The sequence below is a fragment of the Tardiphaga sp. 862_B3_N4_1 genome, from assembly GCF_051811085.1.
GTDB classification, from domain to species: Bacteria; Pseudomonadota; Alphaproteobacteria; order Rhizobiales; family Xanthobacteraceae; genus Tardiphaga; species Tardiphaga robiniae.
Window position 1 is genome coordinate 455,878 of sequence record NZ_JBPWQB010000001.1, and the last position, 26,692, is coordinate 482,569.

At 59.7% G+C, this 26,692-nt stretch carries 23 protein-coding genes; 12 read left to right on the forward strand and 11 right to left on the reverse strand.

Translation table 11 applies throughout. The annotated features are described in order from the left end of the window. Positions 1-95: 95 nt before the first annotated feature. The 3 genes from AB8B02_RS02215 to AB8B02_RS02225 are packed head-to-tail and all read right to left on the reverse strand — an operon-like array spanning position 96 to position 2,159. Complete coding sequence (locus AB8B02_RS02215) at positions 96-872, reverse strand: SDR family NAD(P)-dependent oxidoreductase (protein WP_439062998.1); 777 nt, start codon at positions 870-872, stop codon at positions 96-98. Next, complete coding sequence (locus AB8B02_RS02220) at positions 872-1,369, reverse strand: 2,4'-dihydroxyacetophenone dioxygenase family protein (protein ID WP_244628405.1); 498 nt, start codon at positions 1,367-1,369, stop codon at positions 872-874. The genes AB8B02_RS02215 and AB8B02_RS02220 overlap by 1 nt, the downstream gene beginning before the upstream one ends. Then, the gene (locus AB8B02_RS02225) at positions 1,359-2,159 is read right to left on the reverse strand and encodes a FadR/GntR family transcriptional regulator (RefSeq protein WP_309947353.1); all 801 of its coding nucleotides are present in this window, start codon (positions 2,157-2,159) and stop codon (positions 1,359-1,361) included. Before AB8B02_RS02225 ends, AB8B02_RS02220 begins: the two co-directional genes overlap by 11 nt. 299 nt (positions 2,160-2,458) lie before the next feature. Between AB8B02_RS02225 and AB8B02_RS02230 the strand changes: the two genes are divergently transcribed. After that, positions 2,459-2,644, forward strand: a complete 186-nt coding sequence (locus AB8B02_RS02230) for a hypothetical protein (protein WP_170849737.1) — start codon at positions 2,459-2,461, stop codon at positions 2,642-2,644. A 117-nt stretch (positions 2,645-2,761) separates the two neighbouring features. On the opposite strand, the gene AB8B02_RS02235 is transcribed toward AB8B02_RS02230, so the two are convergent. Further along, positions 2,762-3,679, reverse strand: a complete 918-nt coding sequence (locus AB8B02_RS02235) for an alpha/beta hydrolase (RefSeq protein WP_439062999.1) — start codon at positions 3,677-3,679, stop codon at positions 2,762-2,764. Between the two features lie 212 nt (positions 3,680-3,891). On the opposite strand from AB8B02_RS02235, the gene AB8B02_RS02240 reads away from it, so the two are divergent. From AB8B02_RS02240 to AB8B02_RS02275, 8 genes are all read left to right on the forward strand, one after another. After that, positions 3,892-4,953: a class I SAM-dependent methyltransferase gene (locus AB8B02_RS02240; RefSeq protein WP_175367537.1), complete on the forward strand. Its 1,062-nt coding sequence runs from the start codon at positions 3,892-3,894 to the stop codon at positions 4,951-4,953. 922 nt (positions 4,954-5,875) lie between these two features. Beyond that, on the forward strand, positions 5,876-7,285 hold the full coding sequence (locus tag AB8B02_RS02245) for a calcium-binding protein (RefSeq protein WP_120288671.1): 1,410 nt from the start codon (positions 5,876-5,878) through the stop codon (positions 7,283-7,285). A gap of 128 nt (positions 7,286-7,413) precedes the next feature. Continuing rightward, a complete protein-coding gene (locus AB8B02_RS02250; protein ID WP_199712027.1) occupies positions 7,414-9,084 on the forward strand; it encodes a type I secretion system permease/ATPase in 1,671 nt (556 codons plus the stop codon). A gap of 11 nt (positions 9,085-9,095) precedes the next feature. Continuing rightward, positions 9,096-10,442: an HlyD family type I secretion periplasmic adaptor subunit gene (locus AB8B02_RS02255; protein ID WP_439063000.1), complete on the forward strand. Its 1,347-nt coding sequence runs from the start codon at positions 9,096-9,098 to the stop codon at positions 10,440-10,442. Positions 10,443-10,487: 45 nt separating this feature from the next. After that, complete coding sequence (locus AB8B02_RS02260; RefSeq protein ID WP_439063001.1) at positions 10,488-11,633, forward strand: helix-turn-helix transcriptional regulator; 1,146 nt, start codon at positions 10,488-10,490, stop codon at positions 11,631-11,633. Positions 11,634-11,670: 37 nt separating this feature from the next. After that, complete coding sequence (locus AB8B02_RS02265) at positions 11,671-12,669, forward strand: M23 family metallopeptidase (protein WP_120288674.1); 999 nt, start codon at positions 11,671-11,673, stop codon at positions 12,667-12,669. Positions 12,670-13,288: 619 nt separating this feature from the next. Further along, positions 13,289-13,606 (forward strand): hypothetical protein, encoded by a 318-nt coding sequence (locus AB8B02_RS02270; protein ID WP_120288675.1) that lies wholly within the window; start codon positions 13,289-13,291, stop codon positions 13,604-13,606. Between the two features lie 135 nt (positions 13,607-13,741). After that, positions 13,742-14,215, forward strand: a complete 474-nt coding sequence (locus tag AB8B02_RS02275; RefSeq protein WP_184513955.1) for a hypothetical protein — start codon at positions 13,742-13,744, stop codon at positions 14,213-14,215. Between the two features lie 62 nt (positions 14,216-14,277). Here AB8B02_RS02275 and AB8B02_RS02280 read toward each other — a convergent pair whose 3' ends face one another. From AB8B02_RS02280 to AB8B02_RS02310, 7 genes are all read right to left on the reverse strand, one after another. Next, entirely contained in the window at positions 14,278-15,483 is a 1,206-nt protein-coding gene (locus tag AB8B02_RS02280) for an ABC transporter substrate-binding protein (RefSeq protein WP_231081190.1), read from the reverse strand. A gap of 289 nt (positions 15,484-15,772) precedes the next feature. After that, positions 15,773-17,002: an ABC transporter substrate-binding protein gene (locus tag AB8B02_RS02285; protein ID WP_231077867.1), complete on the reverse strand. Its 1,230-nt coding sequence runs from the start codon at positions 17,000-17,002 to the stop codon at positions 15,773-15,775. Positions 17,003-17,008: 6 nt separating this feature from the next. Continuing rightward, a complete protein-coding gene (locus AB8B02_RS02290; RefSeq protein WP_439063002.1) occupies positions 17,009-18,037 on the reverse strand; it encodes a branched-chain amino acid ABC transporter permease in 1,029 nt (342 codons plus the stop codon). Positions 18,038-18,039: 2 nt separating this feature from the next. Further along, positions 18,040-18,918: a branched-chain amino acid ABC transporter permease gene (locus AB8B02_RS02295; RefSeq protein WP_089261600.1), complete on the reverse strand. Its 879-nt coding sequence runs from the start codon at positions 18,916-18,918 to the stop codon at positions 18,040-18,042. A 10-nt stretch (positions 18,919-18,928) separates the two neighbouring features. Further along, complete coding sequence (locus AB8B02_RS02300) at positions 18,929-19,642, reverse strand: ABC transporter ATP-binding protein (protein WP_116663743.1); 714 nt, start codon at positions 19,640-19,642, stop codon at positions 18,929-18,931. Next, positions 19,639-20,451 carry an ABC transporter ATP-binding protein gene (locus AB8B02_RS02305; RefSeq protein WP_093759246.1) on the reverse strand — a complete coding sequence of 271 codons (813 nt, stop codon included), beginning with the start codon at positions 20,449-20,451 and terminating at the stop codon, positions 19,639-19,641. The genes AB8B02_RS02300 and AB8B02_RS02305 overlap by 4 nt, the downstream gene beginning before the upstream one ends. A gap of 63 nt (positions 20,452-20,514) precedes the next feature. Next, complete coding sequence (locus AB8B02_RS02310) at positions 20,515-21,381, reverse strand: IclR family transcriptional regulator (RefSeq protein WP_093759245.1); 867 nt, start codon at positions 21,379-21,381, stop codon at positions 20,515-20,517. Between the two features lie 161 nt (positions 21,382-21,542). Between AB8B02_RS02310 and AB8B02_RS02315 the strand changes: the two genes are divergently transcribed. The 3 genes from AB8B02_RS02315 to AB8B02_RS02325 all read left to right on the forward strand — a co-directional run bounded on the left by AB8B02_RS02315 (position 21,543) and on the right by AB8B02_RS02325 (position 26,681). Next, a complete protein-coding gene (locus tag AB8B02_RS02315) occupies positions 21,543-23,627 on the forward strand; it encodes a 3-hydroxyacyl-CoA dehydrogenase NAD-binding domain-containing protein (RefSeq protein ID WP_439063003.1) in 2,085 nt (694 codons plus the stop codon). 166 nt (positions 23,628-23,793) lie between these two features. Further along, the gene (gene pimA, locus AB8B02_RS02320) at positions 23,794-25,497 is read left to right on the forward strand and encodes a dicarboxylate--CoA ligase PimA (protein ID WP_439063004.1); all 1,704 of its coding nucleotides are present in this window, start codon (positions 23,794-23,796) and stop codon (positions 25,495-25,497) included. Continuing rightward, on the forward strand, positions 25,494-26,681 hold the full coding sequence (locus AB8B02_RS02325; protein WP_439063005.1) for an acetyl-CoA C-acyltransferase: 1,188 nt from the start codon (positions 25,494-25,496) through the stop codon (positions 26,679-26,681). Before pimA ends, AB8B02_RS02325 begins: the two co-directional genes overlap by 4 nt. Positions 26,682-26,692 lie beyond the last annotated feature (11 nt).

Here is a 26,692-nt window from a genome sequence, read left to right on the forward strand (position 1 = left end):
TTCTGGCCGTTTTATTTTTATCTGCGAGGCTCTCGGCTACGCAGTTTAGTACTCAAATCTCGTCTGCGAACGGCGGCACTTCGCCGCCGTCCTGGTCACGTCACGGCATATCCGCCGTCGATGACGAGGATCGTCCCCGTCACGAAAGATGCCGTTGGTGAACACAGATAGAGCACGCCACCCAAGAGGTCCGATGGTTTGCCCCAACGGCCCAAGGGCGTGCGCCCCAGAATGACCTGGCTACGTTCCGGGCTGGCCTGCAGATCGGTCGTCAGCGGCGTCGCGATCCAGCCTGGCGCGATCGCGTTGACGCGAATGCCGTCATTCGCATAGGCGATCGCCAGCGATTTCGTCAGTTGTGCAATACCGCCCTTGCTGGCGGCATAACCGGGAACGAGACCGCCACCGAAGAATGACAGCATGGATGCCAGATTGACGATCGCGCCCTTGGAGCGCGCCAGCAGTGGCCGCGCGGCGGCGCACATCCGCATGGTGCCGTTGAGATTGATATCGACCACCGACTGGAAAACCGCGGGGTCGAGTTCTTCGCTGCGACGAATGACGCCGGCGCAATTGACGATCACATCGAGTTCGCCGAGCGAGCCGACAAGGGACTTGATCGCGCTGTCGTCGCGGACGTCGAGCTGATGCGCCTGAGCCTCGCGCAGCACCGAATCCGAACGTGCCCGCTCGATCTCCGCAGCATTCACGCCGGTCGCGATGACCTCCGCGCCGGCCTCAACGAAGCCGCGCGCGAGGCCCGCGCCGATCCCTGACGTCCCGCCCGTCACCAGCACGCGTTTTCCCGCGTACCAGATCGACGCCCATTCGGCTGACGGCGTCTCCTCGATCATGTTGGCACCGTCTGTCATTAGCGCACGAACTGGTCGACGTAGTCACGGCCAAGGCCGACGGACTCGTAGTGGGCGCGGCACATATCGATCTTGGTGAAGACGTCCTCATAACCGACGTGCTTGTTGTTCTCGTCGAGATACAGCATCGAGCCTTGGATGTTGAAGAAGGTGATCATCTCCGGAACGTCTTCTGGAACGATCAGCGTGTGGATCTCGCCCGGAGGCTCGAACACATAGGAGCCCTCCGTCGCCACCCACTGGTGTTCGCGGTAGAACCATTTGCCGCGCAACACGAAGCCATGCACCGGATTGGGATGCAGATGCCGCGACAGCACGCCGGCGCGTCGCACGCGCAGCAGATTGCACCACTGCCCTTGTCGTGTGTTCAGCATCAGCGGACGAAACCAGACATCCGGCGCCTGCGGCACCCAGACCCGTTCGTCCTCGGGAATGGCGACGACGGCGATTTCCGGCGATGCAAGAACGTGCGTCGATCCAATCATGTCACGATACATGGGGCTTCCTCTTTCTTTTTTTCGTCGCCGCGGTTGAGACCCGCGTTATGCCTTCAGGCGTCGCAGTCGCGCGACGCTTCGAGAGCTTGAATTGCGTGTAGCCGAGCACCTGTTCCATGGCGGTCTTGGCCTTCTTTGCATCGCCCGCGGCGATCGCGCGCGCGGCGGCCGCGTGGTTTGGCAGATTGTCTTCGAACCAGCCGGGGCTGCCGACCGCGACAAGAAACACCGCGCTCAGAATGGTATCGATGGCGCCGCGAAAACCCTGCAACACGGGGTTATGTGTCGCATCGAGAATGGCGAGGTGGAATGCCTTGTCCGCCTTGATGGCGCTTTCCTGATCGTGCGAGGTTTCCATGCCGACGAGTGCGGCCTCGATGCGCAACCTGTCCTGCTTGGTGCTCCGCGTTGCCGCGAGCGCGGCTGCTGCCGGCTCGATGATCAGTCGGACTTCCTGAATCGCCATCAGAAGATCGCGGTCCGGTTCGCCGCCGCCGACCAGCCATCCCAGCACATCGCGATCGAGCAGGCTCCAGTCGCGGCGCGGCAAAACGTGCGTACCGTAACGCGGACGGACGCTGACCATTCCTTTCGCAGCAAGGGTTTTGATCGCTTCCCGGATGACGCCGCGTCCGACACCGAAGCGCGCCTCCAGTTCCGGCTCCGGGGGGAGGGTTGCGCCAATAGGGATAATATCCTGCGCGATTTCGCAGCCGAGCGTGGTCAAGACCGAATTGATGCGGCCTGGCTTGCTTCCCCGCTCCAGCGATTTCGTAGGACTTCGTGCCACGAGTGTTCTTTCCCCGCTTGTTTGCTCAGTGGCCTATCTCACGTTTTTGGAATGAATGCAATCATCCGATGTTTAACATCGGATGATTGATTTGCGGTGCACAATGCTTTGCCCGATCGCAATTCAAGTTTGAAATTCATGGCAAAGCGGTCGCGATAGACGGCCGGCCCATGCCAGCGCGCGGCCGGTTGTTTTTTCCGGGAACGAGTTTGGCTGTTCCACCGTTTTCAGAGACACCGGGCCGGTTCGGTTACAGCAGGACCGGTTCTCCTTGACTCGTGAAAATCAGGAGAAAGCAAATGATGTCCGAAACTCAAGTCCACACCATCGCCCGGCAGATGCTTGATCGGCACGGTGCGGTGGCAATCGCTCATGCCGCTCAGAATGCACTGACATGCGAGCAAAAAGGTCAGGTGGAAGAAGCAAACGAGTGGCGCCACGTGAAGGATGCCATGAAAATCATGCAAGGCCCGCATCAGAGCTGAGGTTGCGATGCCGCCTTCCGAATGCGCGCAGTGCCGTCCGTAGTGTCGTGGCGGCAATGGCGCCTTGATGTCCCGATGCGGCGAACTCCCTCCGATGTCAGAGTGAAGAATCATGAATCACGAAGACTTGGAACTGATTTGAACTAGATCAGACAATTGATGCTTGATGAATTGTCCAGCTGACCTGAGCGCCAACCTTGCGTCTGTAAGACCGCCATTCCACAGAGGCCATGCATGGATCATGTCGGGCCATACCTCCAACGTCATCGCGACGTTGGCTATTGCGGCAGCCTCCGCGAAACGCGTCGAGTCTGCGAGCAAAGTTTCGGCTGACCCGACCTGAATGAGTGTTGGTGGAAATCCGATGAGGTTCGAGAACAGCGGAGACAGAAACGGGCTCCTGCGGTCGAGCGATGCCGGAGCAAAGGCGTCAGCCAGTTCCTCGAGGTAGCCACGGTGGATGATCGGATCGATCTGATCCTTGCTTTGTAGCGTCGTCCCGGACATTGAAAGATCGGTCCAGGGCGAAATAAGCCAAGCGCATGCCGGCGACTCTTCATTGGCTCTGCGCAAGGCGTTGATCAGGGTAATTGTGAGATTGCCGCCAGCGCTGTCACCGCCAACTACGATATTGCTGGCGTCTATGCCCTGCTGGCGCAGATATCGCCAAGCGCTCATCGCGTCGTCGTGAGCGGCAGGAAACGGATTTTCCGGCGCGAGCCGATAGTCAATCGCCAGGGTGCTTATGCCAGCAGCCCGCCCCGCCTCTGTCACGAGGCGTCGATGACTGAGGATTGATCCCGAACAAAAACCGCCGCCATGAAAATACAGAAGCACGCGCGTCGTATCTGCCCCCGGTGAGAAGGACCATTCCCCCGCGACATTTCCGCAATCGACAGTCCGCAACGCGACATCGTCGGCCACCGGCCAGATCGACCCGACTTCATCAAGTCGCTGCCGGCGCTGATCCCACCCGACCGGGCGGGGCTTTGACAACAGTACTGCGCGAATATTCGCAATCCCACTTTCGGCCAAGGATAATTTCCCCCGAGAATTCGTGAAAATTGAGCGGCAATTTCAAAACTTCGCGGAAGCAAGTCTAGAGGGAACGCGGGTATTGCGCCAGCAGCGGACAATTCCGCATAATTCTCAATCTGACATCGCGTGGCGCTCGGCGCCCACTTGTAATTCGCCAGTCGTGCTTAACTAGAACGAGGGCTGTTCTTCACAAAGTGGAGGATGCTGCAATGCGTGAACCAAATCCTGAAAAGCTGAACGCACTCGTAGGAAAGCTGGTCAACGACCTCGGCATTTCACTCGGCGGTGCCAGTATACTGCTCGGCGATCGTCTCGGCCTCTACAAGGCAATGGCGGATGGAGATATCTTCACGCCGTCGGCGCTTGCCAAGAAGACCGGCCTGCATGAGCGTTATGTCCGCGAGTGGCTCTCCGGCCAAGCCGCCTCTGGTTACATCGATTATCACCCTGAAAAGAACGCGTTCTCGCTCTCGGCCGAACAAGCGATGGCATTCGCCGAGGAAGGGTCGCCAGCTTTCTTCGCCGGTGCATTCGATGTCGTGCAGTCCACCTATCTCGACGAACCCAAGGTCGCCGAAGCATTTCGAACAGGGAAGGGCGTTGGCTGGCATGAGCATTCGAAGTGCCTTTTCTCGGGCACCGAACGCTTCTTCAGGCCGGGCTATAACGCCAATCTGGTCTCAAACTGGATTCCGACGCTCGAAGGCGTCGAAGCCAAATTGAAAGCTGGCGCCAAGGTGGCCGATGTCGGATGCGGCCACGGCGCCTCGACCATCGTGATGGCGCAGGCGTACCCCAAATCCAGGTTCTTCGGGTTTGATTACCACAAACCTTCGATCGATCGCGCGAAGGTCCTGGCCCAGGAAGCGGGGGTCGGAGACCGAATTGAATTCGCGCAGGCCAGTGCCAAGGATTTTCCGGCAAAAGACTACGATCTGGTCGCTTTCTTCGATTGCCTGCATGACATGGGCGACCCCGTTGGTGCGGGCAAGCATGTCAAGGAAACACTGGCCAAAGACGGGTCGTGGATGATCGTCGAGCCATTTGCTCATGACAATCTCAAGGATAATCTCAACCCGATCGGGTCCATTTTCTATCACGCCTCGACATTCATTTGTACACCCGCGTCGCTCTCTCAGGAGGTGGGCTTGGGGCTCGGTGCCCAGGCAGGTGAAAGCAAATTGCGTCAGGTCGCGACTGAGGCAGGATTCAAGCGCTTCCGCCGCGCGACTGAGACACCCTTCAATATGATCTTCGAAGTACGCGCTTGATCTCTCAGATCAACCGTGCAGAGCGACCCGGATGCCGCGGGACATGCGGCTTCTAGGGGCTGCGTCGCTCTGGATTGATGTCACCTGTCGACAGGAGCGCTGCAGATTCGAAAAGGAGCCGCTGCAAAAATCTCTCGAAAGTGTAGTTCAGAGTAAGTTGACCGCCACAAAGGTCTTGTCTCGCTCATGGCAAGCGGCCGACATCGTCCGTTACCGATTGTCGGTTTGGCACCAGAAGCGGACGTGAGCTATCTTAATGTCGCAAGGGATTGCCGCATGCGTGAGCGGCTTCAAATCGACCAATTGGATACCCGGCACCGATGTTGCGGTCGAGCAGCTCGTCGATGTGCGACACGATGCCGATTACATGTGACACTCGTAGGATAGATCGATTCCAGGATAATATACTTGGGACGGGCGTTGCACATTGTTGGCGTTAAGCCAGTTTCACGCACATGAGCTTCGCGTCATCCTTCCTTTCTGCAAGACCTATTGAGACGATTAACGAGATTATGGCTGAAGTAGACGAAGGCACTCGGCTAGATGGAGCAGTCGTCACGAGCCACGCGCGAGAGCACTCTGTAATCCGTAAGAATACCGGATAGTTAGAGTTTTGCTCTGCCCTTCATCTTCAGATTGCACGCTCGACGCGCTTAATCATGGCCTCAGAGCATTATTGTCGAACTTGAGTTACGGCAGCAGGGCTGTCCTTCAGATGAATCCTGAGCGAACATTTACGCAATAGCTTTCCCTATCACGCGCTGCATTTTGTCCCCACATGGGGATTGCGCAAAATTCGCTCGATCGACACGCTCGGTGTCAGCGATCTCCGGTTGTCGAGGGGATAGCTAGGATCATGCATCTATGTTCAGCGCGAAGCGTAGTCGCGTTAGAAGCGCGACATCATCATGGAGTGGCAATCATGGCACTGATCAATGGTACACCAGGTGACGACATTCTGGACGGAACCCCAGTTGCGGATACGATCAATGGGCTCCCGGGTAATGACACTCTCTCAGGCCTCGGCGGTGATGACACGATCAACGGTGGAGCCGGTAACGACTCGATCGATGGTGGCGTCGACAACGACACCTTGAACGGCAACGCGGGAGACGACTCCATTCTCGGAGGAGACGGAAACGACCAGATCAGTGGCGGCGCTGGCATTGATACGATCGACGGTGGCGCTGGAGATGATACGGCTAGCGGCGACGCGGGGGACGATACGATCAATGGCGGCTCAGGGAATGATGATCTCTCCGGCAACGCCGGGGCGGATACGATCGATGGCGGCGACGGAAATGACAACGTCGACGGCGGTGCTGGAAATGACGTTCTCTCGGGGGGCGCAGGCGATGATACACTCGCAGGCGCTGCTGGCGATGACACATTGAATGGTGGTGATGGTGCTGACGTCCTGTCTGGCGGGGTGGGCGATGATACCATCAATGGTGATGCCGGCGACGATACCCTGACCGGCGGGCTCGGCAATGACACGCTGGAAGGCGGCGACGGCAATGATACCGCCAGTGGCGGCCTGGGTGATGATACGGTGAATGGCGGTCTCGGTGATGACACGCTGAATGGCGGTGCCGGTAACGACACCATGAACGGAGGCGATGGTATCGACACCCTCAATGGCGATGACGGGAACGATATCATGAACGGCGACGCCGGAAACGACACACTTAATGGTGGAGCGGGCGACGACGTCATGGATGGCGGTGCGGGTAACGACCTGCTGGCAGGTGACGCCGGTGACGACACAATCGAAGGCGGCGCTGGCGATGACGTCGCTAATGGTGGCGACGGGGCAGACGAACTGTCCGGTGGCACCGGCGTCGATACGTTAAACGGCGATGCAGGCGACGATACGCTTGCCGGCGGCAATGGAGCGGATGCGCTTGAAGGCGGCGACGGTGACGATACGCTGGCCGGCGGTGCAGGAAATGACACGCTCAACGGCGCAGCGGGCGACGATGAGCTGAGCGGCGGTAACGGCGCTGACGCGATGAACGGCGGTATCGGTGATGACGTGCTTACAGGAGGCGCCGGAACCGACGCGATCAACGCTGGCGATGGTACGGGCGCGGACTTCGGTGATGACGAAGTTACCGATCTTAGTTTCGCTGACGGTGACACCATCAGTATCGATGCGGCGCCTGGCTATGACCCGACAACGGTGGTCGTCGACGACGATGGTACCAATACCACGCTGGATTTCGGCTTCGGAACCATCACCCTCGATGGCATTACGGGCGGAGGAACCCCCTATGCCTCGATCGAGGACATAAATAACGCAGCGGGTTACACCGCTATCGAAGTTGTCTGATTATTGACGACGTAGGGCGGCACGTTGCCGCCCTACGCATTTTGCGCAATTAGGCAGTCACTATGCGTCTGGCTCACTCGGCCCGAGCAGAATCTGTTGTCAGCGCCGTTCCAGGGCGAACCACGCTCGTGTGGGTCGTCGTCTTCAGCGTGTCGGCCAACATCCTTCTGCTTGTGTTACCCTTCTACTCCATCGAGGTCTTCGACCGGGTCATCAGCAGCGGAAGCATCGAGACTCTCATCGGCCTGACCTCCCTCGGAATTGCGGCGTTGATCTTCAGCGCCTTCTTCGACGTCATTCGATTTCGATTGCTCAGCCGGTTCGCCGTCACCTTCGAACAGCGCATCGCACCGCTAATCCTGGAGGCAACCATTGCCGATCCGGCGCGACGCCGCGAAGGCTCGACGCATGATCTGGTGAAAGTTCGGGAGCTACGGAACTTCTTTTCAGGCGGCGCTGTCATTACGTTGGTCGATGCCCCGTTTCTTCCCGTCTTCATACTTATCCTCTTTCTCATCCATCCCTACTACGGTGCTATTGCGCTGACTGGCGCGGTCGTTCTGTCGATCATGGGATATGTGAGTAGCTGTATTGCCCGGGCGGAGGTCAATGAAGCGAGCGGTGCAGCCGCACGTTGTCAGATGCTAATGGATGGCATCGTACGACACGGCAACTTCATCAGGGCCATGGGCTGGACTGGAGGCGCCATCCGCGCCTTCATGCGCGCCAATGATGAGGCGTTATCTCCTGTCGTTCGCGCCAGTGAACGGGTCGCCGCGATCGCATCGGCGGCACGCATGGTGAGGTCTACCCTGCAAGTACTATCTATCGGATGTGGTGCCTGGCTTGTACTGCAAAACGAGGTACTCGCCGGCAGCCTGATCGCGAGCTCGATCATGGTCAGCCGAACCCTGCAACCGATGGAGAGCCTTATCTCTGCCTGGCGCGGGGTGACCGCGGCGCAGGAGGCATGGAAACGCGTCAGCGCCGCGGCGACATGGGTGTTGAAGCAACCTCATCGGACCCGCCTCACTGCCCCAAATGGCTTACTGGAACTCAATGGTGTCGGCTTCACCATTCCGCAGGCGAGACGTTCGATCCTGAGAGGTATTGCCTTCCGATGCAGGCCCAGCGAGATCGTCGTGGTCGTTGGTCCGACCGGCGCGGGCAAGTCCACTCTCTTGCGGATGGCGGCCGCCTTGGAGAAGCCCAGCGTCGGTGAAATCCGGCTCGACAACGCGTTGCTGGAGAGCTGGCACCCCGATCAGCTCGGAAGCTACATCGGCTATCTTCCTCAGGATGTCGAATTGCTCGCCGGTACCGTTGCTGAAGCGATCTCGGGATTTGAGGAGAGTCCGCGCGACGAAGATATCGTCATGGCGGCAACTCTGGCTGGCGCGCATCAGATGATTCTGGCACTGCCGGCCGGGTATCAAACGCAGATCGGTCGCGACGGTCATCGCCTCTCTGGTGGCCAGCGACAGCGCATCGGCTTGGCACGAGCCTTCTTCGGCAACCGTAAACTGATACTGCTCGACGAGCCCAACGCAAATCTCGATCCGGATGGGGAGGCAGCGCTGTGCACTGCGATATTGAGCGCACGATCGCAGGGCGCAACCTTCCTGATCGTGACCCACCGGCCACGCCTCCTGACGATTGCGGATCACGTATTGCTGCTCCGCGACGGCACGCAGGTCGCCTTCGGTCCCGTTTCGGAAGTTCTACCCAGCAACACAGCGGGGCTCCCTTTACGCCGGGGTCCGCGTCAGCCCGACCGCCCGCAACTGCTATCTGGCTAGGAGCAGGAATTGTGACAACTCACGTCCACGAACTTTTACTCGGTGCAACGAGCAGCCACGAAATCCTGGAGAAACCCAGGTCCGATGCCCGACGACTCATAAAATGGGGAGCCTTCCTTTTAGCGATTCAATTCGGCGGATTCGGCCTTTGGGCTACATTCGTCCCGCTGCGCAGCGCCGTCATCGCTCCCGGTATCATAAAGGTCCAATCCAAGCGGAAGGCGGTGCAACATTTCGACGGTGGGATATTGAAGACCATTTATGTCCGCGAGAACGAGCAAGTCGAGGCCGGTCAGATCGTTGCAAAACTCGATACGACCCAAGTTGAGGGAAGCCTTGGCGTATTAGAGACAAAATTGTTTGCTGATCTCTCGCTGGATGCACGGTTACTCGCTGAACAAATGCAGTCCACCGCTATTTCATTTCCTGACGAATTACGGAATTCTCCTCGCTCCGAAGCAAAGACGGCAATTCAGACCCAGGAGACGGAGTTCGCGACGCGATCAAGTGCATTGACCGGCGAGCGGAAATTGATCGATCAGCAGACCCGACAACTCATGGAAACGGCCCATGGCCTCGAAAACAGCAGGACAAGCCTGCAAGAGCAACTTCAGTTTCTTCAGGAAGAAATACGAGATACAGCATCGCTATTGGAAAAAGGGCTCGCACGAAAGCCACGCGTACTTGCGTTGAAGAGGGCGGAAGCGGACATGCAGGCCCAACTCACGCGCAATCTGACCCAGCAAGCAGAAACACGCGGGAAAATCGCAGAACTCGTCGATCGTGGAAAACAGCTGGGTCTCAACCAAAGTCAGGATATCGCAAAACAGAGTCACGCAACGCGAGAATCGATCGGCGATCTCAGACATCGGATTGGCGCATTGCGTGAACAACTGGCGCGGACTGATTTACGCGCACCGGAGTCGGGACGGGTTGTTCGCCTCAACAGCAGGGAATTGAACACTGTGTTAGCGCCTCGAGAGACACTCATGGAGATCGTGCCCATCGAGGATCGCCTCGTCATCGAGGCATCGCTGCGGCCGCAGGATCGCGAGGAAGTCATGGCGGGGCAGAACGCTCGTATCCGCATCATTGCCCTCAACATTCGCCGCCGACCCATGCTGGAAGGCCAGGTGACTGCTGTCGCGGCGGATGCGTTCACTGACACGAAGAGCGGCGTCACATCCTACATGGCAGAAATTGATTTGCAGCGATCACCGGAGGTCGAACCTCATCTCACGACTTTGAAGCCCGGCCTTCCGGTCGAAGTCTTTGTTGAAACAGGCATAAGAACATTTGCGGAGTACTTAATTCAGCCGCTGCGCCTACGCGTCCACCGTGCCTTCCGGGAGAGTTGACGCCTTGGCGGAATATTGAACACACAAATTCTTTGGGAGGCATTTATGCAGCAAGGATACCAACAGGAAAACGACCGCTCTGACACCATCGGCTCACTGGCCTTCAGACTTCGAGCTACTCCGGCGAATCCATTGCCCCGCCCCAGCCGCAATTCCAGTGCGCCACAAAACCTGTGGTTTGCGCGATCCTTAGCCCGACTGCTCGAATGCAAACGCTGCTACGCTGCGTTCTTGTCTCCAGAAGGAGATCTACTCGATCAGACTTCAGTTGGATTACCCGCGCCCAGTCCCGCATCGGATGCGTTGGCGAGATCCATCTCGGAGACTTTCAACGGAGACGGCAATTTCATATATCAGTCGTCTACGTCGCCAAACGGGTTTGCACGCCGGCTGATCGGAACGCGCCCGGTCTACGGGCACCACTCGGTCATTGGACGTGTATGTACGGTCTCTGGGGATACTGCCATCTTTATTGCGGGATGGTGGCAGGTGCAGATTCCTGATGCAGAATTCGCTACCGCTAGGCGCGCGATCGAGCTCCTATGGGATGCGGTCGCTGATCTGACAAAGACCACACTGCAGTCTCATCAAATGTGGCTGGATGACATTGAGTCACCCGCCCTGACCATTGACGAAAATCTGATCGTTCGGAGCATGAACAGCGGGTTTCGGCGACTTGTCGGCGAAGGTGTCATCACTCTCGACGGTGGTACGCTCTCGGGATCGACCCCCCTCATCACCACCCAGCTCAGGGACGTTGTTCGAGCCGCTATCATTTCGGATCCAAACCAAAAGAACGTCGGATCGACCGTGCTCATCTCGCAAGAGGAGCAGCGATTTTTGTTTGCTGTGATCGGTTCAATCCCTGGAAATACCGATCCCAATCTTGCTCTCATCTACGTTCCTCAATTCAATGAGGAGGCCGGTGCCCAGCGCATTGCTCTCGCGTTTGGCTTGAGTTGGGTGGAGGCGCGGATTGTTCGCTGTATTCTCCGCGGGCGCTGTCCACGCGCCATCGGATTGGAACTTGGTTTCACGGAAGAAACCGTACGGACTTACATCAAACGCGTCATGCTGAAAGTTGGAATCAATCGCCAATCGGAATTTTTCGTTCTGCATAGTCGAACATTCTCACCGTTCAAGTTGCGACAGCCCGGGGCACCCTACATCACCACATCTTCATCCATGTAAAATCGTGGAGTTCCCGCGGGCATCCAGACGTGATCAGATGGCGCATCGGCAACAGATTGGGATATTGTTAGCGCTGCCCCTCGTTATAGGAATATCGCACGCGGCGACTGCTGGAGATTTGATCATACCGTTATCGTGCGACATTGGTCGCACGTGTTTCATCCAGAATTACGTAGACATCGACGATAGTCCCTCGGCCAAGGACTACATGTGCGGGACATTGACCTATGACGGCCATAACGGCGTCGATTTTCGATTAACGTCACATGGCGGACAGCAGAAGCCGGTTCACGTCGTCGTAGCCGCCGAGGGCACGGTGCTGCGAACTCGCGATGGCCTTGCGGACAGCCCTGTGAAAGGCGACAGGCGCGATGCAGCCAAAGGAAATGAATGCGGCAATGGCGTTGTTGTCAGACATTCCGGAGATCGCGAAACCCAGTACTGCCATATGGCCAAAGACAGCATCTTGGTAAGAGCTGGAGATACAGTCCGCGCCGGCCAAGTTCTCGGTGCCGTCGGCATGTCGGGGCTAACTGAGTATCCGCATCTACACTTTATTGTGCGGCGAGAAGGGAAGGTCATCGATCCCTTTGGAGCAGGCTTGATGCCTGGCGCTTGCGGCAGTCATACTGAAAGTGAATGGACGGACGATGCTCGGGTTCGTCTGGCCTATTCACCGCGCGCAGTCTTGAACTTCGGATTCGCTACCGAAGCAGTCACGAACGATATGATCGAGGTTGACGCTGTCTCTCAGCGCAAGCCAACTACGAAATCTGAAGCCCTTGTCGTTTATGTTCGGACAATTGGCTTGAAGACGGGCGACGAACAGTCACTGACGCTGCGCGATCCCGACGGCAGGATCATCGCCGAGAAGGGTCCAGTTGCAGTTGCGCAAAATCAGGCCCAGACGCTTCTCTTCATCGGAAAAAAGCGGTCCACCGAACCTTGGCCAGGCGGAGTATATTCCGCGACATATATCGTCGGGCGTAACGGCGCCCCGATGTTGAACCAGGTATTTCGTCATGATCTGCGTTAGCGGGTCCATTTTCTATCACGCCTCGACATTCATCTGTACACCTGCGTCGCTCTCTCAGGAGGTGGGCTCTCTGGCGGGTGCCTCCGAAGAATTCTGAAAATAATCCTTGACGTTGTTTTCGAAGAGATTATATTCCATTGCATCCCGTCCCACTTTGAGGGGCGTTGCCAGGGACGCTTGTTAGCGCGGGGCGGGATGTGGCGCCTGCGGGCGGGAGGGAGACGTTCCCTCACGCACTCGGGAGGCCTTGGGTCACCGTCCGGCCCCACTACGGGGGTCTGCCACTCATGCTGGCTGGACGTGGCATTGGTGAACGGCGGGAAACCGTCGGGATAAGCGGACTGCGGAGGTCTGCGCCTTTGCCCGGAAGAACGGTCCCGGGGACAGAAATCGCCACGATGGAGCGTCGAAAGGCGTTTCCGCGGCCTCTGCTGTCCGGCGATCCGGACACTACGCTGCGGCACTGTACCCAAGTCGCGCCTTTCGGCGCTTCATCTCCCTCATTTTCGAGGGAGACCACCGGGACCGCCACGCACGCGCACAGGCGCGGGCAAGGACGGCGCGTGACCGTCACCCAAGTCACTCATATCCAGTCATCATCGTCACAACGGGAGTTCACATGATCATCTCGCAACACGACGCCTGGCATCTCGCGCAGCGCGCCAGGGACAAGAGCGACCTGGCGGCCAAGAGGCTGTCGGACATGATCGTCGCCGTCTGCATCGAGGAGATCGAGCGCGGTAATGCGAACATCCTGCGCACCCATCGCACTTGCGTCATCAAGGCCTGTCGTCGTGCACACCATTGCACAGGCAGCCGGCCGATCTGTCTTCTGTTTCAACGACGGCGCGTTCTGAATGCAGAGCAGCAGCAAGCGATACTGGACGAAATGTATTGGCGCGTTCTGGAGGCGCTCGTCGCCAGCGAGGCGGCGTGATGGATTTGTTAACCGGCATCGCGCGCTGCGGCAGCGCTACCGTGACACCGCCTGCGGGGTCCGTTAGTGTCGCGCGCAATAGTGCGCGCCGATGCGCGCTCATAGCCGGGGTTTCGCGACATGCGCGCAGTGACGATGACGACGTTTTCCGCTTGGCGCCCGCGCGGCATCGCACTCGCTGTCATCGCGGTGCTGGCGCTGCTCGATGTCACGCTGCTGGTGGCGCGCGAATTGCCGAGCGTGCCGGTGCTGCAGAAGGTCGGATTCGACATGGAGTCCGCAGGCTTCAAGGCGCGCTTCGCCAACGATGCGGCAGGCAAACTGGCTTTGAGCAAATTGCCGGCCTATCGCTTCGTCGTGCACACCACGCCGAACGGCCCGCGCTATCTCTATGCCGACCCCGCCAAATGCATGTGCACCTTCGTGGGAAATCGCGACAATTATCTGAACTATCAGGATATCGTGCGCCGTGGTCTGCCGCAGGCGGATTACGTGGCGCCGGACTACAAGACGCAGGCGAGTGCGTTGCTCTCGGACGATCCGATCGCGTCGGACCAGATCGACTGGCAGCCCGACAGTCTCGCGGATGCGTTCCGGGATTATTACTGATCTCGATCTCTCCCCGCCTGGTGAAGCTTCGCTTCAACCTGGGGCGGGGAGAGATCAGAAACTCAGCCGTCGATCTTGCCCGCGATGATCGGGCCGAACAGCTCCCACTTCTCGCCCTTGAAGCGCTGCATCTGCAGTTGCTCGATCGGGTAGAAGTCGGTCGCCGAGGTCGAGATGGTCACGCCGGGCAGCAATGTGTCGGGCGCGAATTCCTTGAGGTTGGCTGCTTCCTTCATGATGTTCGCGCGGGTCAGGTTGTCACCGGCCTGCTTGAGCACCTGAACGATGGTCTGCGCCTGGCCATAGCCATAGACGACCGAGCCGTCGCTCCTGTCCATGGTGGGGGCATATTTGGCGAGGAAGGCGTAGAATTTCTTCATGCCCTCGTCATTGTCCCAGCTGGAATCGGCGCCGTCCTTGGCGTAGTTCGCCGACAGGATGCCCTGGGCGATCTCGTAACCCGCCGGCTTCATCACGCCGCCGACCGAAGAGCCGACATTGCTCTGGATGAAGGTCGGTTTCCAGCTGAGCTCCGCCACTTTCTTGATCGCCTGCGCAGCGAATTTCGGCGTGGTGAAGCTGACAAAGGTGTCGGCATTGGTCGACTTCAGCTTGACGATGTGGGACTCGATGGTCGGCTCCGACACTTCATAGCTTTCCTCGGCGACAATCATCGATGCCGCCTTGGCGCCGAGACCATCCTTCAGACCCTTCAGCATGTCTTTGCCGAAATCGTCGTTCTGATACATGACCGCGATCTTGGCGTCGGGCTTTTCCCTCAGCAGATAGGCCGCATAGATCCTGGATTCGCTCTGATAGGCAGGCTGCCAGCCCATGGTCCAGGGGAAGTCCTTGTAGTCGCCGAACTTGGTCGCGCCGGTGGCCACGAACAGCTGCGGGACTTTCTTGGCATTCATGTATTTCTGAATCGCGGAATTCGACGGGGTGCCGAGCGAGCTGGCGATGAACAGCACTTCGTCGGATTCGACGAGCTTGCGGGCCTGCTCAACGGCCTTCGGCGGCGAGTAGCCGTCGTCATAGGTGATGTAATTGATCTTGCGGCCGTTGATGCCGCCCTGATCGTTGATCATCTTGAAATAGGCTTCTTCCATCTTGCCGATCACGCCATAGGCGGAGGCGGGCCCGCTATAGGGCATGATGTTGCCGATCTTGATCTCGGTATCGCTGGCGCCGGTGTCGTATTTTTTCTGGGCGAAGGCAGTACCGCCAAGGGCCGCACTGAGGGCTGCGGCAACCGTGAACGTCATTGCACGCGAGCTGAATGAAGGCATTTCTGATCTCCCTGATCTCTAGATAAAACCGCGCATATTCTTGTTTTTTGTTGAATGCTGCGGCGCGTCGGATTGAATACTTTTCCGCTGCAACTAGCAAGAAAAAGCCCCTCACGACTTTCGTCGTAAGGGGCTGTTTTATTAAGCAGTTTTAATGTTCCAGCGCGAGTTGTTGCAACGCGCTTTGTCGCTGTCTTCCCAGTCGTCATGGCCGGGACAAGCCCGGCCATGACGGAGCGTAAGACGGTCGCATTTTTGTGAACGATTAACCGCCGAGCTTGCTGTCGATCGGCGGGCCGAACACGTCCCACTTCTCGCCGGTGAAGCGCATCATGCGCAGCTGCTCGATCGGATAGAAATCGGTCGCCGAAGTGTTGATCTTGACGCCCGGCAGCAACGTGTCGGGTGCGAAGTCCTTCAGGCTGGCGGCCTGCTTCATGATGTTCGCACGCGTCAGGTCGTCGCCGGCCTGCTTCAGCACCTGAACCACGGTCTGCGCCTGGCCGTAGCCATAGGCAGCCGAGCTTTCAGCCGGATTGGCGAAGGGGGCGTATTTGGCGAGGAAGTCGAGATACTTCTTCATGCCCTCATCGTCCTTCCACTGCGGGTCGATGGCGTCCTTGGCATAGGCCAGCGACAGCACGCCCTGCGCGTTGTCGATACCCGCCGGACGCATCACTGCGCCGACCGAGGAGCCGACATTGCTCTGGAAGAACATCGGCTTCCAGCCGATCTCGGCCACCTTCTTGATCGCCTGCGCCGCGAATTTCGGCGTCGAGATCGAGACGAAGATGTCGGCGCCCGATGCCTTCATCTTGACGATGTGCGAGTCGATGGTCGGCTCGGACACTTCATAGCTGTCTTCAGCCACGATCATCGAAGTCTTCTCGCCGAGGCCGTCCTTGAGGCCCTTCAGCATGTCCTTGCCGAGGTCGTCGTTCTGGTAGAACACGGCGATCTTGCCGTTCGGCTTCTCGGTTATCGCGTATTGCGCGAAGATGCGGCCTTCGCTCTGATAGGCTGGCTGCCAGCCCATCGTCCATGGCGCGGTCTTGTACTCGCCGAACTTGGTCGCGCCGGTGGCGACGAACAGCTGCGGGATCTTCTTGGCGTTCAGGTACTTCATGATAGCGGTGTTCGACGGCGTGCCGAGCGGACCGAACACGAACAGAACTTCGTCGGATTCGACCAGCTTGCGGGTCTGTTCCACAGCCTTGGCCGGGCTGTAGGCATCGTCATAGCTGACGAAGGTGATCTTGCGGCCGTTGATACCGCCCTGATCGTTGATCATCTTGAAGTAGGCTTCTTCCATCTTCCCGATGATGCCGTAGGCCGAAGCCGGGCCGCTATAGGGAATGATGTTGCCGATCTTGATCTCGGTATCGCTCGCCCCGGTATCGTATTTCTTCTGGGCATTCGCGGAAGTTGAGAAGGCGAGAAACGCAAACGCCGCGCTCGAGAGCGCGGCGGTGCGCAGAAAGTTTCTGCAGTTCATAGGTCCTCAGTGTTTACGTAGTTTGCCTATCAAGCCCTGTGCCAAATAGGCGAGTTGCCTGGCCCCGTTCGGGAGCAGGAAGATGATGATGATCAGGATGACGCCGAACACGGCGCCAGACAGACCCTTCGAGACGTGTTCCGCGATATTCGGAACGAAGACGATGAAAGCCGCGCCGGCCAGCGAGCCCGGCAGCCAGCCGACGCCGCCGACCACCATGCCCAGGAACAGCGCAATAGCGAGCTGGATGGTGTAGCCATCCGGCGCGACGAACTGCACGGCGATGGCACCGAGACCGCCAGCAACGCCGGTGATGCCGGCGCTGACGCCGAAGGCCAGCGTCTTGTAGAGCGAGACGTCCACACCCATCGCCGAGGCGGCGATTTCGTTGTCGCGGATCGCCATCATGGCCCGGCCCGACCGCGACTTCAGCAGGTTGACCGAGAGGATGTAGATCAGGATCGTGACCGCGAGGGTGAAGAAGTACAGCCACATGTCCTGCGACACTTTCAGACCCAGCGAGGCCAGGATTTCCGGTGCATCAGGCTTGGTGACGACAAGGCCCTGCACGCCGCCGGTCCAGTGTTCGAACACGCCGAGCTTCAGGAGCTGCGGCATCGCCACCGCGAGGGCGAAGGTCGCCAGCGCGAGATAGATGCCGGACAGCCGCAGCGCGGGCAGGCCGAACAGGAAGCCGGCGATGAAGCAGACGAGGCCGGCGACAGGGAGTGTCAGTGCGTAATTGACGCCGACATGTTCCATGAGGATTGCCGACGTATAGGCGCCGAGGGCGTAGAACGCGCTCTGGCCGAGCGAGAACTGGCCGCTGGCGCCGGTCAGGATGTTCAGCGCGAGAACCGCGATGGCGTAGATCAGCCACATCGTCATCTGGAAGATGATGAAGTTCTTCACGAACAGTGGTGTGACGATGAGCAGCGCCAGGATGATCAGCGATGCCAGCGGGCCGAGCGCCATTGCCTTTTTGGGAATGGCAGCGACCGCGGGAGCGGCGGAGACGTCTTGAACGGTGCTCATGATCAAACTCGCTTCACGATGGCACGGCCGAACAGGCCATTGGGTTTGACGACCAGCACGGTGATGATCAGCGCCAGGGCGATGGGCAGTTTCAGCTCATTGCCGACACCCGGGATATAGGTGCCGACGAGGTTCTCGAAGACGCCGACAAGGAACCCGCCAATGACAGCACCCAGTGGGCTCGTGAGCCCGCCCACGACGGCCGCGGCAAATCCGTAGATCAGCACGCCGCCCATCATGTTGGGCTCGAGGAACACGACGGGAGCGATCAGCATACCGGCGATCGAACCGATCGCGGCCGCCATGCCCCAGCCGAGTGCAATCATCCATGACGTGTTGATGCCGACCAGCCGCGCCGATTCAGGCATCGACGCAGCTGCCCGCATCGCAAGGCCCACGCGGGTGTAGCGGAAGAAGATGAACAGCAGGACGAGCAGGATGATCGTCACGCCGATCATGCCGGCCTGATGCGTCGAGATCAGCTGGCTGCCCAGGAAGGGCGACGAGCCGAACGGCGAGGGAAACTGCTTGATGGTGAAATCCCAGGTCAGGCCCGCGACGCTGTTGATGATGGCGAACAGCGCGATGAAACCTGCGACGTGGGTCAGCACCGGCGCCTTGGCGAGCGGCTTGAACAAAGCCCGCTCGATGACGATGCCGCCGACAAAGGAGAAAATCAGCGTCAGCGCGAATGCGCCCCAATAGGGTATGCCCCACTGCATCATCTGCCAGGCGACGAAGGTCGAGAACATCGCCATTTCGCCCTGGGCGAAGTTCAGGTGGTCGATCGCCTGGTAGATCATGACCACGGCGAGCGCCATACAGGCGTAGATCGCGCCGGTGGCGATGCCAGCCAGGACTTGGTTGGTAAAGAGTTCCATGGCCGCCCCCTCAATATCCCAGATACGATTTACGGACGTCTTCGTTGTTCGCGATCTCGTCGGCAGTGCCGGACATCACGATGCGTCCTGTTTCGATGACATAGGCCTTGTCGGCGAGTTCGAGCGCGAGCTGCGCGTTCTGTTCGACGACAAGGATGCTGACCTTGTCCTCGCGGTTGATCTTGCCGAGGATCTTGAACAGATCCCGCACGATCAGGGGCGCAAGGCCGAAGGACGGCTCGTCCAGCAGCATCAGGCGAGGACGCAGCATCAGCGCGCGGGCGACCGCGAGCATCTGCTGTTCACCGCCGGACAGCGTGCCGGCCTGCTGGGTGTGGCGCTGCTTGAGCACCGGGAAGTGGGCATACATGCGCTCGATGTCGTCACCGATCGCCTTGGTGTCCTTGCGGCTGATCGCGCCGAGCTGCAGGTTCTCTTCCACCGTCATGGTGGTGAAGGTGCCGCGGCCCTGCGGAACATGGGCGATGCCCAGCCGCACGATGCTTTCGGTCGACTTGTTGTCGAGCTTCTTGCCCTCGAACTCGATCGAGCCCGTGGAGCGGATCATGTTGCAGATCGAGCGCAGCGTCGTGGTCTTGCCGGCACCGTTGGCGCCGAGCAGGGTGGTCAGACTGCCTTCCTGCAGTTCGAATTCGAGGCCATGCAGTGCCTGGACCTGGCCGTAATACGCACGCAGGTCTTTTACGTGAAGCATCGCGGTCATGAGTCTTTGTCTCCCAGATAGGCCTTGATCACAGCAGGGTCTTTCTGGACGGCAGCGGGTGTGCCTTCAGCGAGCTTCTTGCCGAAATTCAATGCGACGACATGGTCGGCGATCGACATCACGAGACCCATGTGATGTTCGACCAGGAGCACCGTCACGCCGCGATCATCGCGGATGCGGCGGATCAGGTCGCCAAGGATGTAGACTTCCTCATGGTTGAGACCGCCTGCGGGCTCGTCGAGCAGCAGGATCTTGGGTTCGGCGGCGAGCGCGCGCGCGAGTTCGACGCGCTTCTGCGTGCCGAAAGGAAGACCGCTGACGATCGTATCGGCAACGCTGTGCAGATCGAGATAATCAAGGATGTCGTTGACGTCCTTGTTGATCGCAGCTTCTCCTGATCGAACCCATGGCAGCTTCAGCGAGTCGCTGATGATGTCGCTGTTGGTGCGCGCATGTTTGCCGACGCGGACATTGTCACGCACGGTCAGGTTCGGAAACAGCGCAACGTTCTGGAAGGTGCGGCCGATGCCGATCTCGGAAATCTTGTGGGCCGGACGATTCAGGATCGTCTGGCCGTCCATCAGGATATCGCCCTTGCTCGGCTGGTAGAGCCGGCTGAGACAATTGAACAGCGTGGTCTTGCCGGCGCCGTTCGGTCCGATGAGGCCGAGGATGTGACCCTTCTGCATGTCGAACGAGACGCCGTTCAACGCGATGATGCCACCGAACACAACGCTGACGTCGCGAACCGAAAGCAGCGGCGCCGTCGATGCGACGGGCGCGCGCTCTGCGAGTTGTGCCTGTGTCATGTGCGGCGTCCCTCGATCGTCGGTTGCGGCGAAGTCTTGCGCAGGTCACGACGATGAAGGCTGTCAGAGCCCTTCAACAATGCGTGCAACTTTCCCTCCTGATTTGATTTTTTTGCTGTCGAGTTTTTTGGATTGTGGTGCAGCTGTTCCCCCGAGCGCCGCTTCGATGTTTCTTACCATCGCCAATAGCCGAGGTCCAATATCGTTGAGCAAGCGCTCTTCCGTGAAACGGAACGCGGGCGCGCCGCAATTAAAGGCATAAGGACCGGTGCCGTCATTCAATGTCATTGCAACACCGGCAGCGTGCACATCGTCCTGCCACTCGCCAGCCGAGATGACGAAGCCGTGGCGCGCGACCATTTCGCCTGCGCGCTCAAGCCCGTCGCGCATCTTCGACCAGCGATGTCCGTAGTGCTCGCGAAATTCGCGCAATAATTGGGCACGTTCTTCCGCAGGCAATGCCCAGAAATAAGCGCGGCCCATCGCCGTGGTTGCAATGGGAATGCGCGAGCCGACGTCGAGTTGAACGCCGACAGTGAGACTAGAACGGCTCTGCCCGAAATAGATCATGCTCAATCGATCGCGCGCGCCTACTGCGCAGGCACCGCCGGTCTGCCGCATCAATTCGTCGCGAAATGATTCCGAGAGATGCTTAACGCCCAAGTTCGCAAGTGCAGCATACCCCAGGGCCATGGCTGCTGGCGCGAGTTGATACTTCTCGAAGCGTGGCACAGGTGTAAGGTAGCCCAACTTCGTGAGTGTGTAAGTCAATCGCGAGATGGTTGGCTTCGGCAATTTGGTGCGGGCGGCAATCTCCTGATTGCCGAGAAGCCCGTCATTGGGGCGAAATGCACGCAAGACATCCAGGCCGCGAGCCAATGCGACGACGAAATTGCGATCTGTCGCCACATTCTTCGCTGGACGTTTCATGCTTCCCGAAATTTGGTTTTGTCAGTTTCATACGATTGCACCACGGCCCTCGTTGACAAGGGACGCTCTTCAAAATAACCCTCCGTGTCAAGATGTGGAATTAAATTTCGCAGTGCGAAACTAAGAAAATCAGACCGGTAAACGTAGCCAAGGAGAATGCCGTGAGCGATGTCGTAAAGCTTGAACGTCATGATGAAGTCGCCATCGTCACGATCAACTCTCCCCCTGTAAATGCGCTGAGTGCGGCGGTTCGCCGCGGCATTTTTGAGAACGTCAAAACGGCCGCTGCCGATCCTGCCGTGAAGGCGATCGTCATCGCATGCGCAGGCCGTACCTTCGTTGCCGGCGCCGACATCACCGAATTCGGCAAGCCGCCGCAGTCGCCCGGATTGAGCGAAGTCATTGCGGAAATCGAGAATTGTTCCAAGCCGGTGATCGCCGCGATCCATGGCACCGCGCTCGGCGGCGGCCTCGAGCTCACACTCGGCTGTCATTTCCGCGTGGCGACAAAAGAAGCCAAGCTCGGCCTGCCTGAGGTGAAGCTCGGCCTGCTGCCGGGTGCCGGCGGCACACAGCGCCTGCCGCGCGCAGTCGGTCCTGAACTCGGCGTCAAGATGGTCGTCACCGGCGATCCGATCAGCGCTGCTGAAGCCTTGAAGAACGGCCTGATCGAAGAGATCGTCGAAGGTCCGGCCTCGGGCGCAGAAGCCTTCGCGCGCAAGGTGATCGCCGAGAAGCGTCCGCTGCGCCTGCTGCGCAACGACGATTCCAAGCTCGCTGCCGCGCGCGCTGATCGCACCATCTTCACCAACGCCGCCGCAGCCGCCAACAAGAAGAACCGCGGCATGAATGCGCCGCTGGCCTGCGCGGAAGCCGTCAGCTGGGCGCTCGACGTGCCATTCGATGAGGCGCTCAAGAAGGAGCGCGAGATGTTCCTCAAGCTGGTCGCCGACGACCAGTCGAAGGCGCAGCGTTATGCCTTCTTCTCCGAGCGCGAAGCCGCCAAGGTTCAGAACGTGCCGGAAGGCGTCAAGCCGCGTCCGGTCGAACGCGTCGCCATCATCGGCGCCGGCACCATGGGCGGCGGTATTGCGATGTCCTTCGCCAATGCCGGTATTCCCGTGACGCTGATCGAGACCGGCGAGGAGCAGCTCAAGCGCGGCCTCGGCATCATGCAGAAGAACTATGAAGCCACTGCAGCCCGCGGTGGCATTCCTGCCGATGCGCCCGCCAAGCGCATGGCACTGATCAACGGCGTCGTCGGCCTCGAAAACGTCAAGGATGTCGATCTGGTGATCGAAGCCGTGTTCGAAACCATGGCGATCAAGAAGGAAGTGTTCACCGCGCTGGATGCCTATGCCAAGCCGGGCGCCATCCTCGCCAGCAACACGTCCTACCTCAACATCGACGAGATCGCGGCCGTCACCAAGCGTCCGCAGGATGTGCTCGGCATGCACTTCTTCTCGCCGGCCAATGTCATGAAGCTGTGCGAAATCGTCCGCGCCGACAAGACCGCGCCGGACGCGCTCGTCACCGCCGTCGCTGTCGCCCGCAAGATCGCCAAGGTGCCAGCCGTGGTCGGTGTGTCCGACGGCTTCGTCGGCAACCGCATGCTCGCGGCCCGCTCCAAGCAGTCCGAGAAGTTGCTGTTCGAAGGCGCGCTGCCGCAGCAGGTCGATGCCGTCGTCACCAAGTTCGGCATGCCGATGGGTCCGTTCGCCATGGGCGATCTCGCCGGCCTCGATATCGGCTGGCGCTCGCGCAAGGATCGCGGCATCACCTCGCCAATCGCCGACGCGCTCTGCGAAGCCGGCCGCTTCGGTCAGAAGACCGGCAAGGGCTATTACAAGTATGAAGCCGGCTCCCGCGCGCCGGTGCCGGATCCGGAAGTCGAGAAGCTCATCGACGATACCTGCCGGAGCCTGGGCCTGACCCGTCGCGCCGTCAGCGATCAGGAAATCCTGGAACGCATGATGTATCCGATGATCAACGAGGGTGCGCGCATCCTCGAAGAGAAGGTCGCGTCGCGTCCGAGCGATATCGATGTGATCTGGCTCTATGGATACGGCTGGCCGATCTATCGCGGCGGCCCGATGTTCTATGCCGATCAGGTCGGCCTCAAGCAGATCGTCGAGCGCCTGCAGTTCTATGCCAAGCAGACCAACGATCCGTCGCTGGAGCCGGCCGCGCTGCTGAAGAAGCTGGCAGATGAAGGCAAGACGTTTGCGTCACTGGCGAAGGGCTAGTTGTGGTGACGCGAGCACGATGTGCTCCCCTCCCCCTTGCGGGGAGGGGCCGGGGGCGGGGGTCCCCGGGCGACGTCACTTGTGGCTTACCCCCCTCCCTGACCCTCCCCCGCAAGGGGGGAGGGAACATTGGCGCCGTGCGCTCCTTATGTAAGCAGGCCACGCCATGACCCATCCGGGCGAACAGCACTACCCACCGGGCGTCACCTGGGACGCGCCGATTGCGCGTGGGTCGCTGCCGGGTCTGCTTGCCGACTCCGTTGCAAAACATGGTGACCGCACCGCCATCGAATTTCGGGATCAGCCGATCTCGTTCAATGATCTGCAGGCGCGCGTCGACATCGTCGCTGCCGCGCTGATGCGCGCCGGCTATGGCAAGGGCTCCTCCATCGGCATCTTTCTCGGCAATACGCCGGATCATCCGGTGCACTTCTTCGGCGGCCTCAAGGCCGGCGCGCGGCTCGTGCATTTGCCGCCGCTCGATGGCGAGATCGCGCTGTCGCACAAGCTCAAGGATTCCGGCGCACGCGTGCTGGTGACGAGCAACCTTGCCGCGTTGCTGCCGATGGCGCTGAAGTTTCTCGACAAGGGTCTGCTCGATCGGCTGATTGTCTGTGAGGACGACGACTGGGGCGCGGTGAACAATCCGCAACTGCCGTTGCCGGAAAATCCCGCCATCGTCACTTTCCGCAATTTTACCGCAGGCGCCACGCCGCCGACGCAGTGGCCGGAGATTTCGGCCGATGATGTCGCATTGCTGCAATATACCGGCGGCACCACCGGCCTGCCGAAAGGCGCGATGCTGAGCCACGGCAATCTCACCTCGGCGGTCTCGATCTACAATCTATGGGGCGCACCGGCACGCGCCGGGCGCAATCGGATCGAGCGCGTCATCTGCGTGCTGCCGCTGTTTCATATCTATGCACTGACCGTGATCCTGCTGAGCCGCATCAGCCTCGGCGACACCATCTCGCTGCACCAGCGCTTCGACGTCAGCCGCGTGCTCGACGATATCGAGAAAAAGAAAGCCACCGTATTTCCCGGCGTGCCCACCATGTGGATCGCCATCGCGGCCGATCCGTCGCTGGAAACGCGCGATCTGTCGTCGCTGGTGTCGGCTGCTTCAGGCGGCGCGCCGTTGCCCGATGAAGTGGCGCGTCTGTTCGAGCGCAAGACTGGCCTGTCGCTGAAGAGCGGCTGGGGCATGACCGAAACCTGCTCGCCTGGCACCAGCCATCCGCCCGGCGGCCTCGACAAGCCGGGCTCGATCGGCCTGATGCTGCCGGGGATCGACATTGACGTTGTGTCACTCGATGACCCGACCAGGGTGCTCGGCGTCAACGAAACCGGCGAAATCCGCATCAAGGGGCCGAACGTCACCAAAGGCTACTGGAACCGCGCGCAGGAGAGTGCCGAGTCATTCGTCGGCGATCGCTTCCTCACCGGCGATATTGGCTACATGGATGAAGACGGATTCTTCTATCTGGTCGATCGCAAGAAGGACATGATCATCTCCGGCGGTTTCAACGTCTATCCGCAGATGATCGAGCAGGCGATCTACGAACATCCGTCGGTGCAGGAAGTGATCGTGATCGGTGTCACCGATCAGTATCGCGGCGAGGCGGCCAAGGCCTTTATCAGGCTGCGCAATGGCGCAGCGCCGTTCACCATCGACGAGCTGCGCGCGTTTCTCACCGGCAAGCTCGGCAAGCATGAACTGCCGGCAGCTTTGGACTTCGTCGACGACTTGCCGCGCACCGCGGTCGGAAAACTCTCGCGCCACGCCTTGCGCGGGTTGCAACCCACGCCCATCATGAACCAAGAAACAACCTCGCAACAACAAACCGCCTCTGGAGGACCCCGCCCATGACCGAAGCCGTTATCGTTTCCACCGCCCGTACGCCGATCGGCAAGGCCTTTCGCGGCGCATTGAACGCCACCGAAGGCGCGACGCTGCTCGGCCATGCCATCGAGCATGCCGTCAAGCGCGCTGGTATCGACCCGAAGGAAGTCGAGGACGTGGTGATGGGCGCAGCCCTGCAGCAGGGCTCGACCGGCGGCAATATCGCCCGCAAGGCGCTGCTCCGCGCCGGTCTGCCGGTTACGGTTGGCGGCACCACCATCGATCGTCAGTGCGCTTCGGGCCTGCAGGCGATTGCACTGGCTGCGCGTTCGGTGATCTTCGACGGCGTCGAGATCGCGGTCGGCGGCGGCGGCGAGTCGATCTCGCTGGTGCAGAACGAGCACGCCAACAAATTCCATACCGTCGATCCCGAACTCATGAAGATCAAGGGCGACGTCTATATGCCGATGCTCGACACCGCCGAGACGGTGGCCAAGCGCTACAACATCTCGCGCGAACGCCAGGACGAATATTCGCTGGAGAGTCAGCGCCGCACGGCGGCCGCGCAGCAGGGCGGCAAGTTCAACGACGAACTGGCGCCGATCGCGACCAAGATGGGCGTCGTCGACAAGGCGACCGGCGAAGTCTCGTTCAAGGATATCACGCTGTCCAAGGATGAAGGCCCGCGTCCGGAAACCACCGCTGAAGGTCTCGCCGGCCTGAAGGCTGTGCGCGGCGATGGCTTCACCATCACCGCCGGCAATGCGTCGCAGCTCTCGGACGGTGCCAGCGCCACCGTGATCATGAGCGACAAGCTCGCCGCACAGAAGGGCCTCAAGCCGCTCGGCATCTTCCGCGGCTTCGTCTCTGCCGGCTGCGAGCCGGACGAGATGGGCATCGGTCCGGTGTTCGCCGTGCCGCGCCTTCTGAAGCGCCATGGTCTCAAGATCGAGGACATCGATCTCTGGGAGCTCAATGAAGCCTTCGCCGTGCAGGTTCTGTACTGCCGCGACAAGCTCGGCATCGATCCGGAAAAGCTCAACGTCAATGGTGGCGCGATCTCGGTCGGCCATCCCTATGGCATGTCGGGCGCACGTCTCGCCGGTCACGCACTGATCGAAGGCCGTCGCCGCAAGGCGAAGTATGCCGTTGTCACCATGTGCGTCGGCGGCGGCATGGGCTCCGCCGGCCTGCTCGAAATCGTTCAGTAATTACACATCTG

Bases quoted from the DNA above. Each gene is read 5' to 3' on its own strand.
- AB8B02_RS02215 (WP_439062998.1), bottom strand. From the start codon at position 872: ATGACAGACGGTGCCAACATGATCGAGGAGACGCCGTCAGCCGAATGG.
- AB8B02_RS02220 (WP_244628405.1), bottom strand. From the start codon at position 1,369: ATGTATCGTGACATGATTGGATCGACGCACGTTCTTGCATCGCCGGAA.
- AB8B02_RS02230 (WP_170849737.1), top strand. From the start codon at position 2,459: ATGATGTCCGAAACTCAAGTCCACACCATCGCCCGGCAGATGCTTGAT.
- AB8B02_RS02240 (WP_175367537.1), top strand. From the start codon at position 3,892: ATGCGTGAACCAAATCCTGAAAAGCTGAACGCACTCGTAGGAAAGCTG.
- AB8B02_RS02245 (WP_120288671.1), top strand. From the start codon at position 5,876: ATGGCACTGATCAATGGTACACCAGGTGACGACATTCTGGACGGAACC.
- AB8B02_RS02260 (WP_439063001.1), top strand. From the start codon at position 10,488: ATGCAGCAAGGATACCAACAGGAAAACGACCGCTCTGACACCATCGGC.
- AB8B02_RS02265 (WP_120288674.1), top strand. From the start codon at position 11,671: ATGGCGCATCGGCAACAGATTGGGATATTGTTAGCGCTGCCCCTCGTT.
- AB8B02_RS02270 (WP_120288675.1), top strand. From the start codon at position 13,289: ATGATCATCTCGCAACACGACGCCTGGCATCTCGCGCAGCGCGCCAGG.
- AB8B02_RS02275 (WP_184513955.1), top strand. From the start codon at position 13,742: ATGACGACGTTTTCCGCTTGGCGCCCGCGCGGCATCGCACTCGCTGTC.
- AB8B02_RS02280 (WP_231081190.1), bottom strand. From the start codon at position 15,483: ATGACGTTCACGGTTGCCGCAGCCCTCAGTGCGGCCCTTGGCGGTACT.
- AB8B02_RS02285 (WP_231077867.1), bottom strand. From the start codon at position 17,002: ATGAACTGCAGAAACTTTCTGCGCACCGCCGCGCTCTCGAGCGCGGCG.
- AB8B02_RS02290 (WP_439063002.1), bottom strand. From the start codon at position 18,037: ATGAGCACCGTTCAAGACGTCTCCGCCGCTCCCGCGGTCGCTGCCATT.
- AB8B02_RS02295 (WP_089261600.1), bottom strand. From the start codon at position 18,918: ATGGAACTCTTTACCAACCAAGTCCTGGCTGGCATCGCCACCGGCGCG.
- AB8B02_RS02300 (WP_116663743.1), bottom strand. From the start codon at position 19,642: ATGACCGCGATGCTTCACGTAAAAGACCTGCGTGCGTATTACGGCCAG.
- AB8B02_RS02305 (WP_093759246.1), bottom strand. From the start codon at position 20,451: ATGACACAGGCACAACTCGCAGAGCGCGCGCCCGTCGCATCGACGGCG.
- AB8B02_RS02310 (WP_093759245.1), bottom strand. From the start codon at position 21,381: ATGAAACGTCCAGCGAAGAATGTGGCGACAGATCGCAATTTCGTCGTC.
- pimA (WP_439063004.1), top strand. From the start codon at position 23,794: ATGACCCATCCGGGCGAACAGCACTACCCACCGGGCGTCACCTGGGAC.
- AB8B02_RS02325 (WP_439063005.1), top strand. From the start codon at position 25,494: ATGACCGAAGCCGTTATCGTTTCCACCGCCCGTACGCCGATCGGCAAG.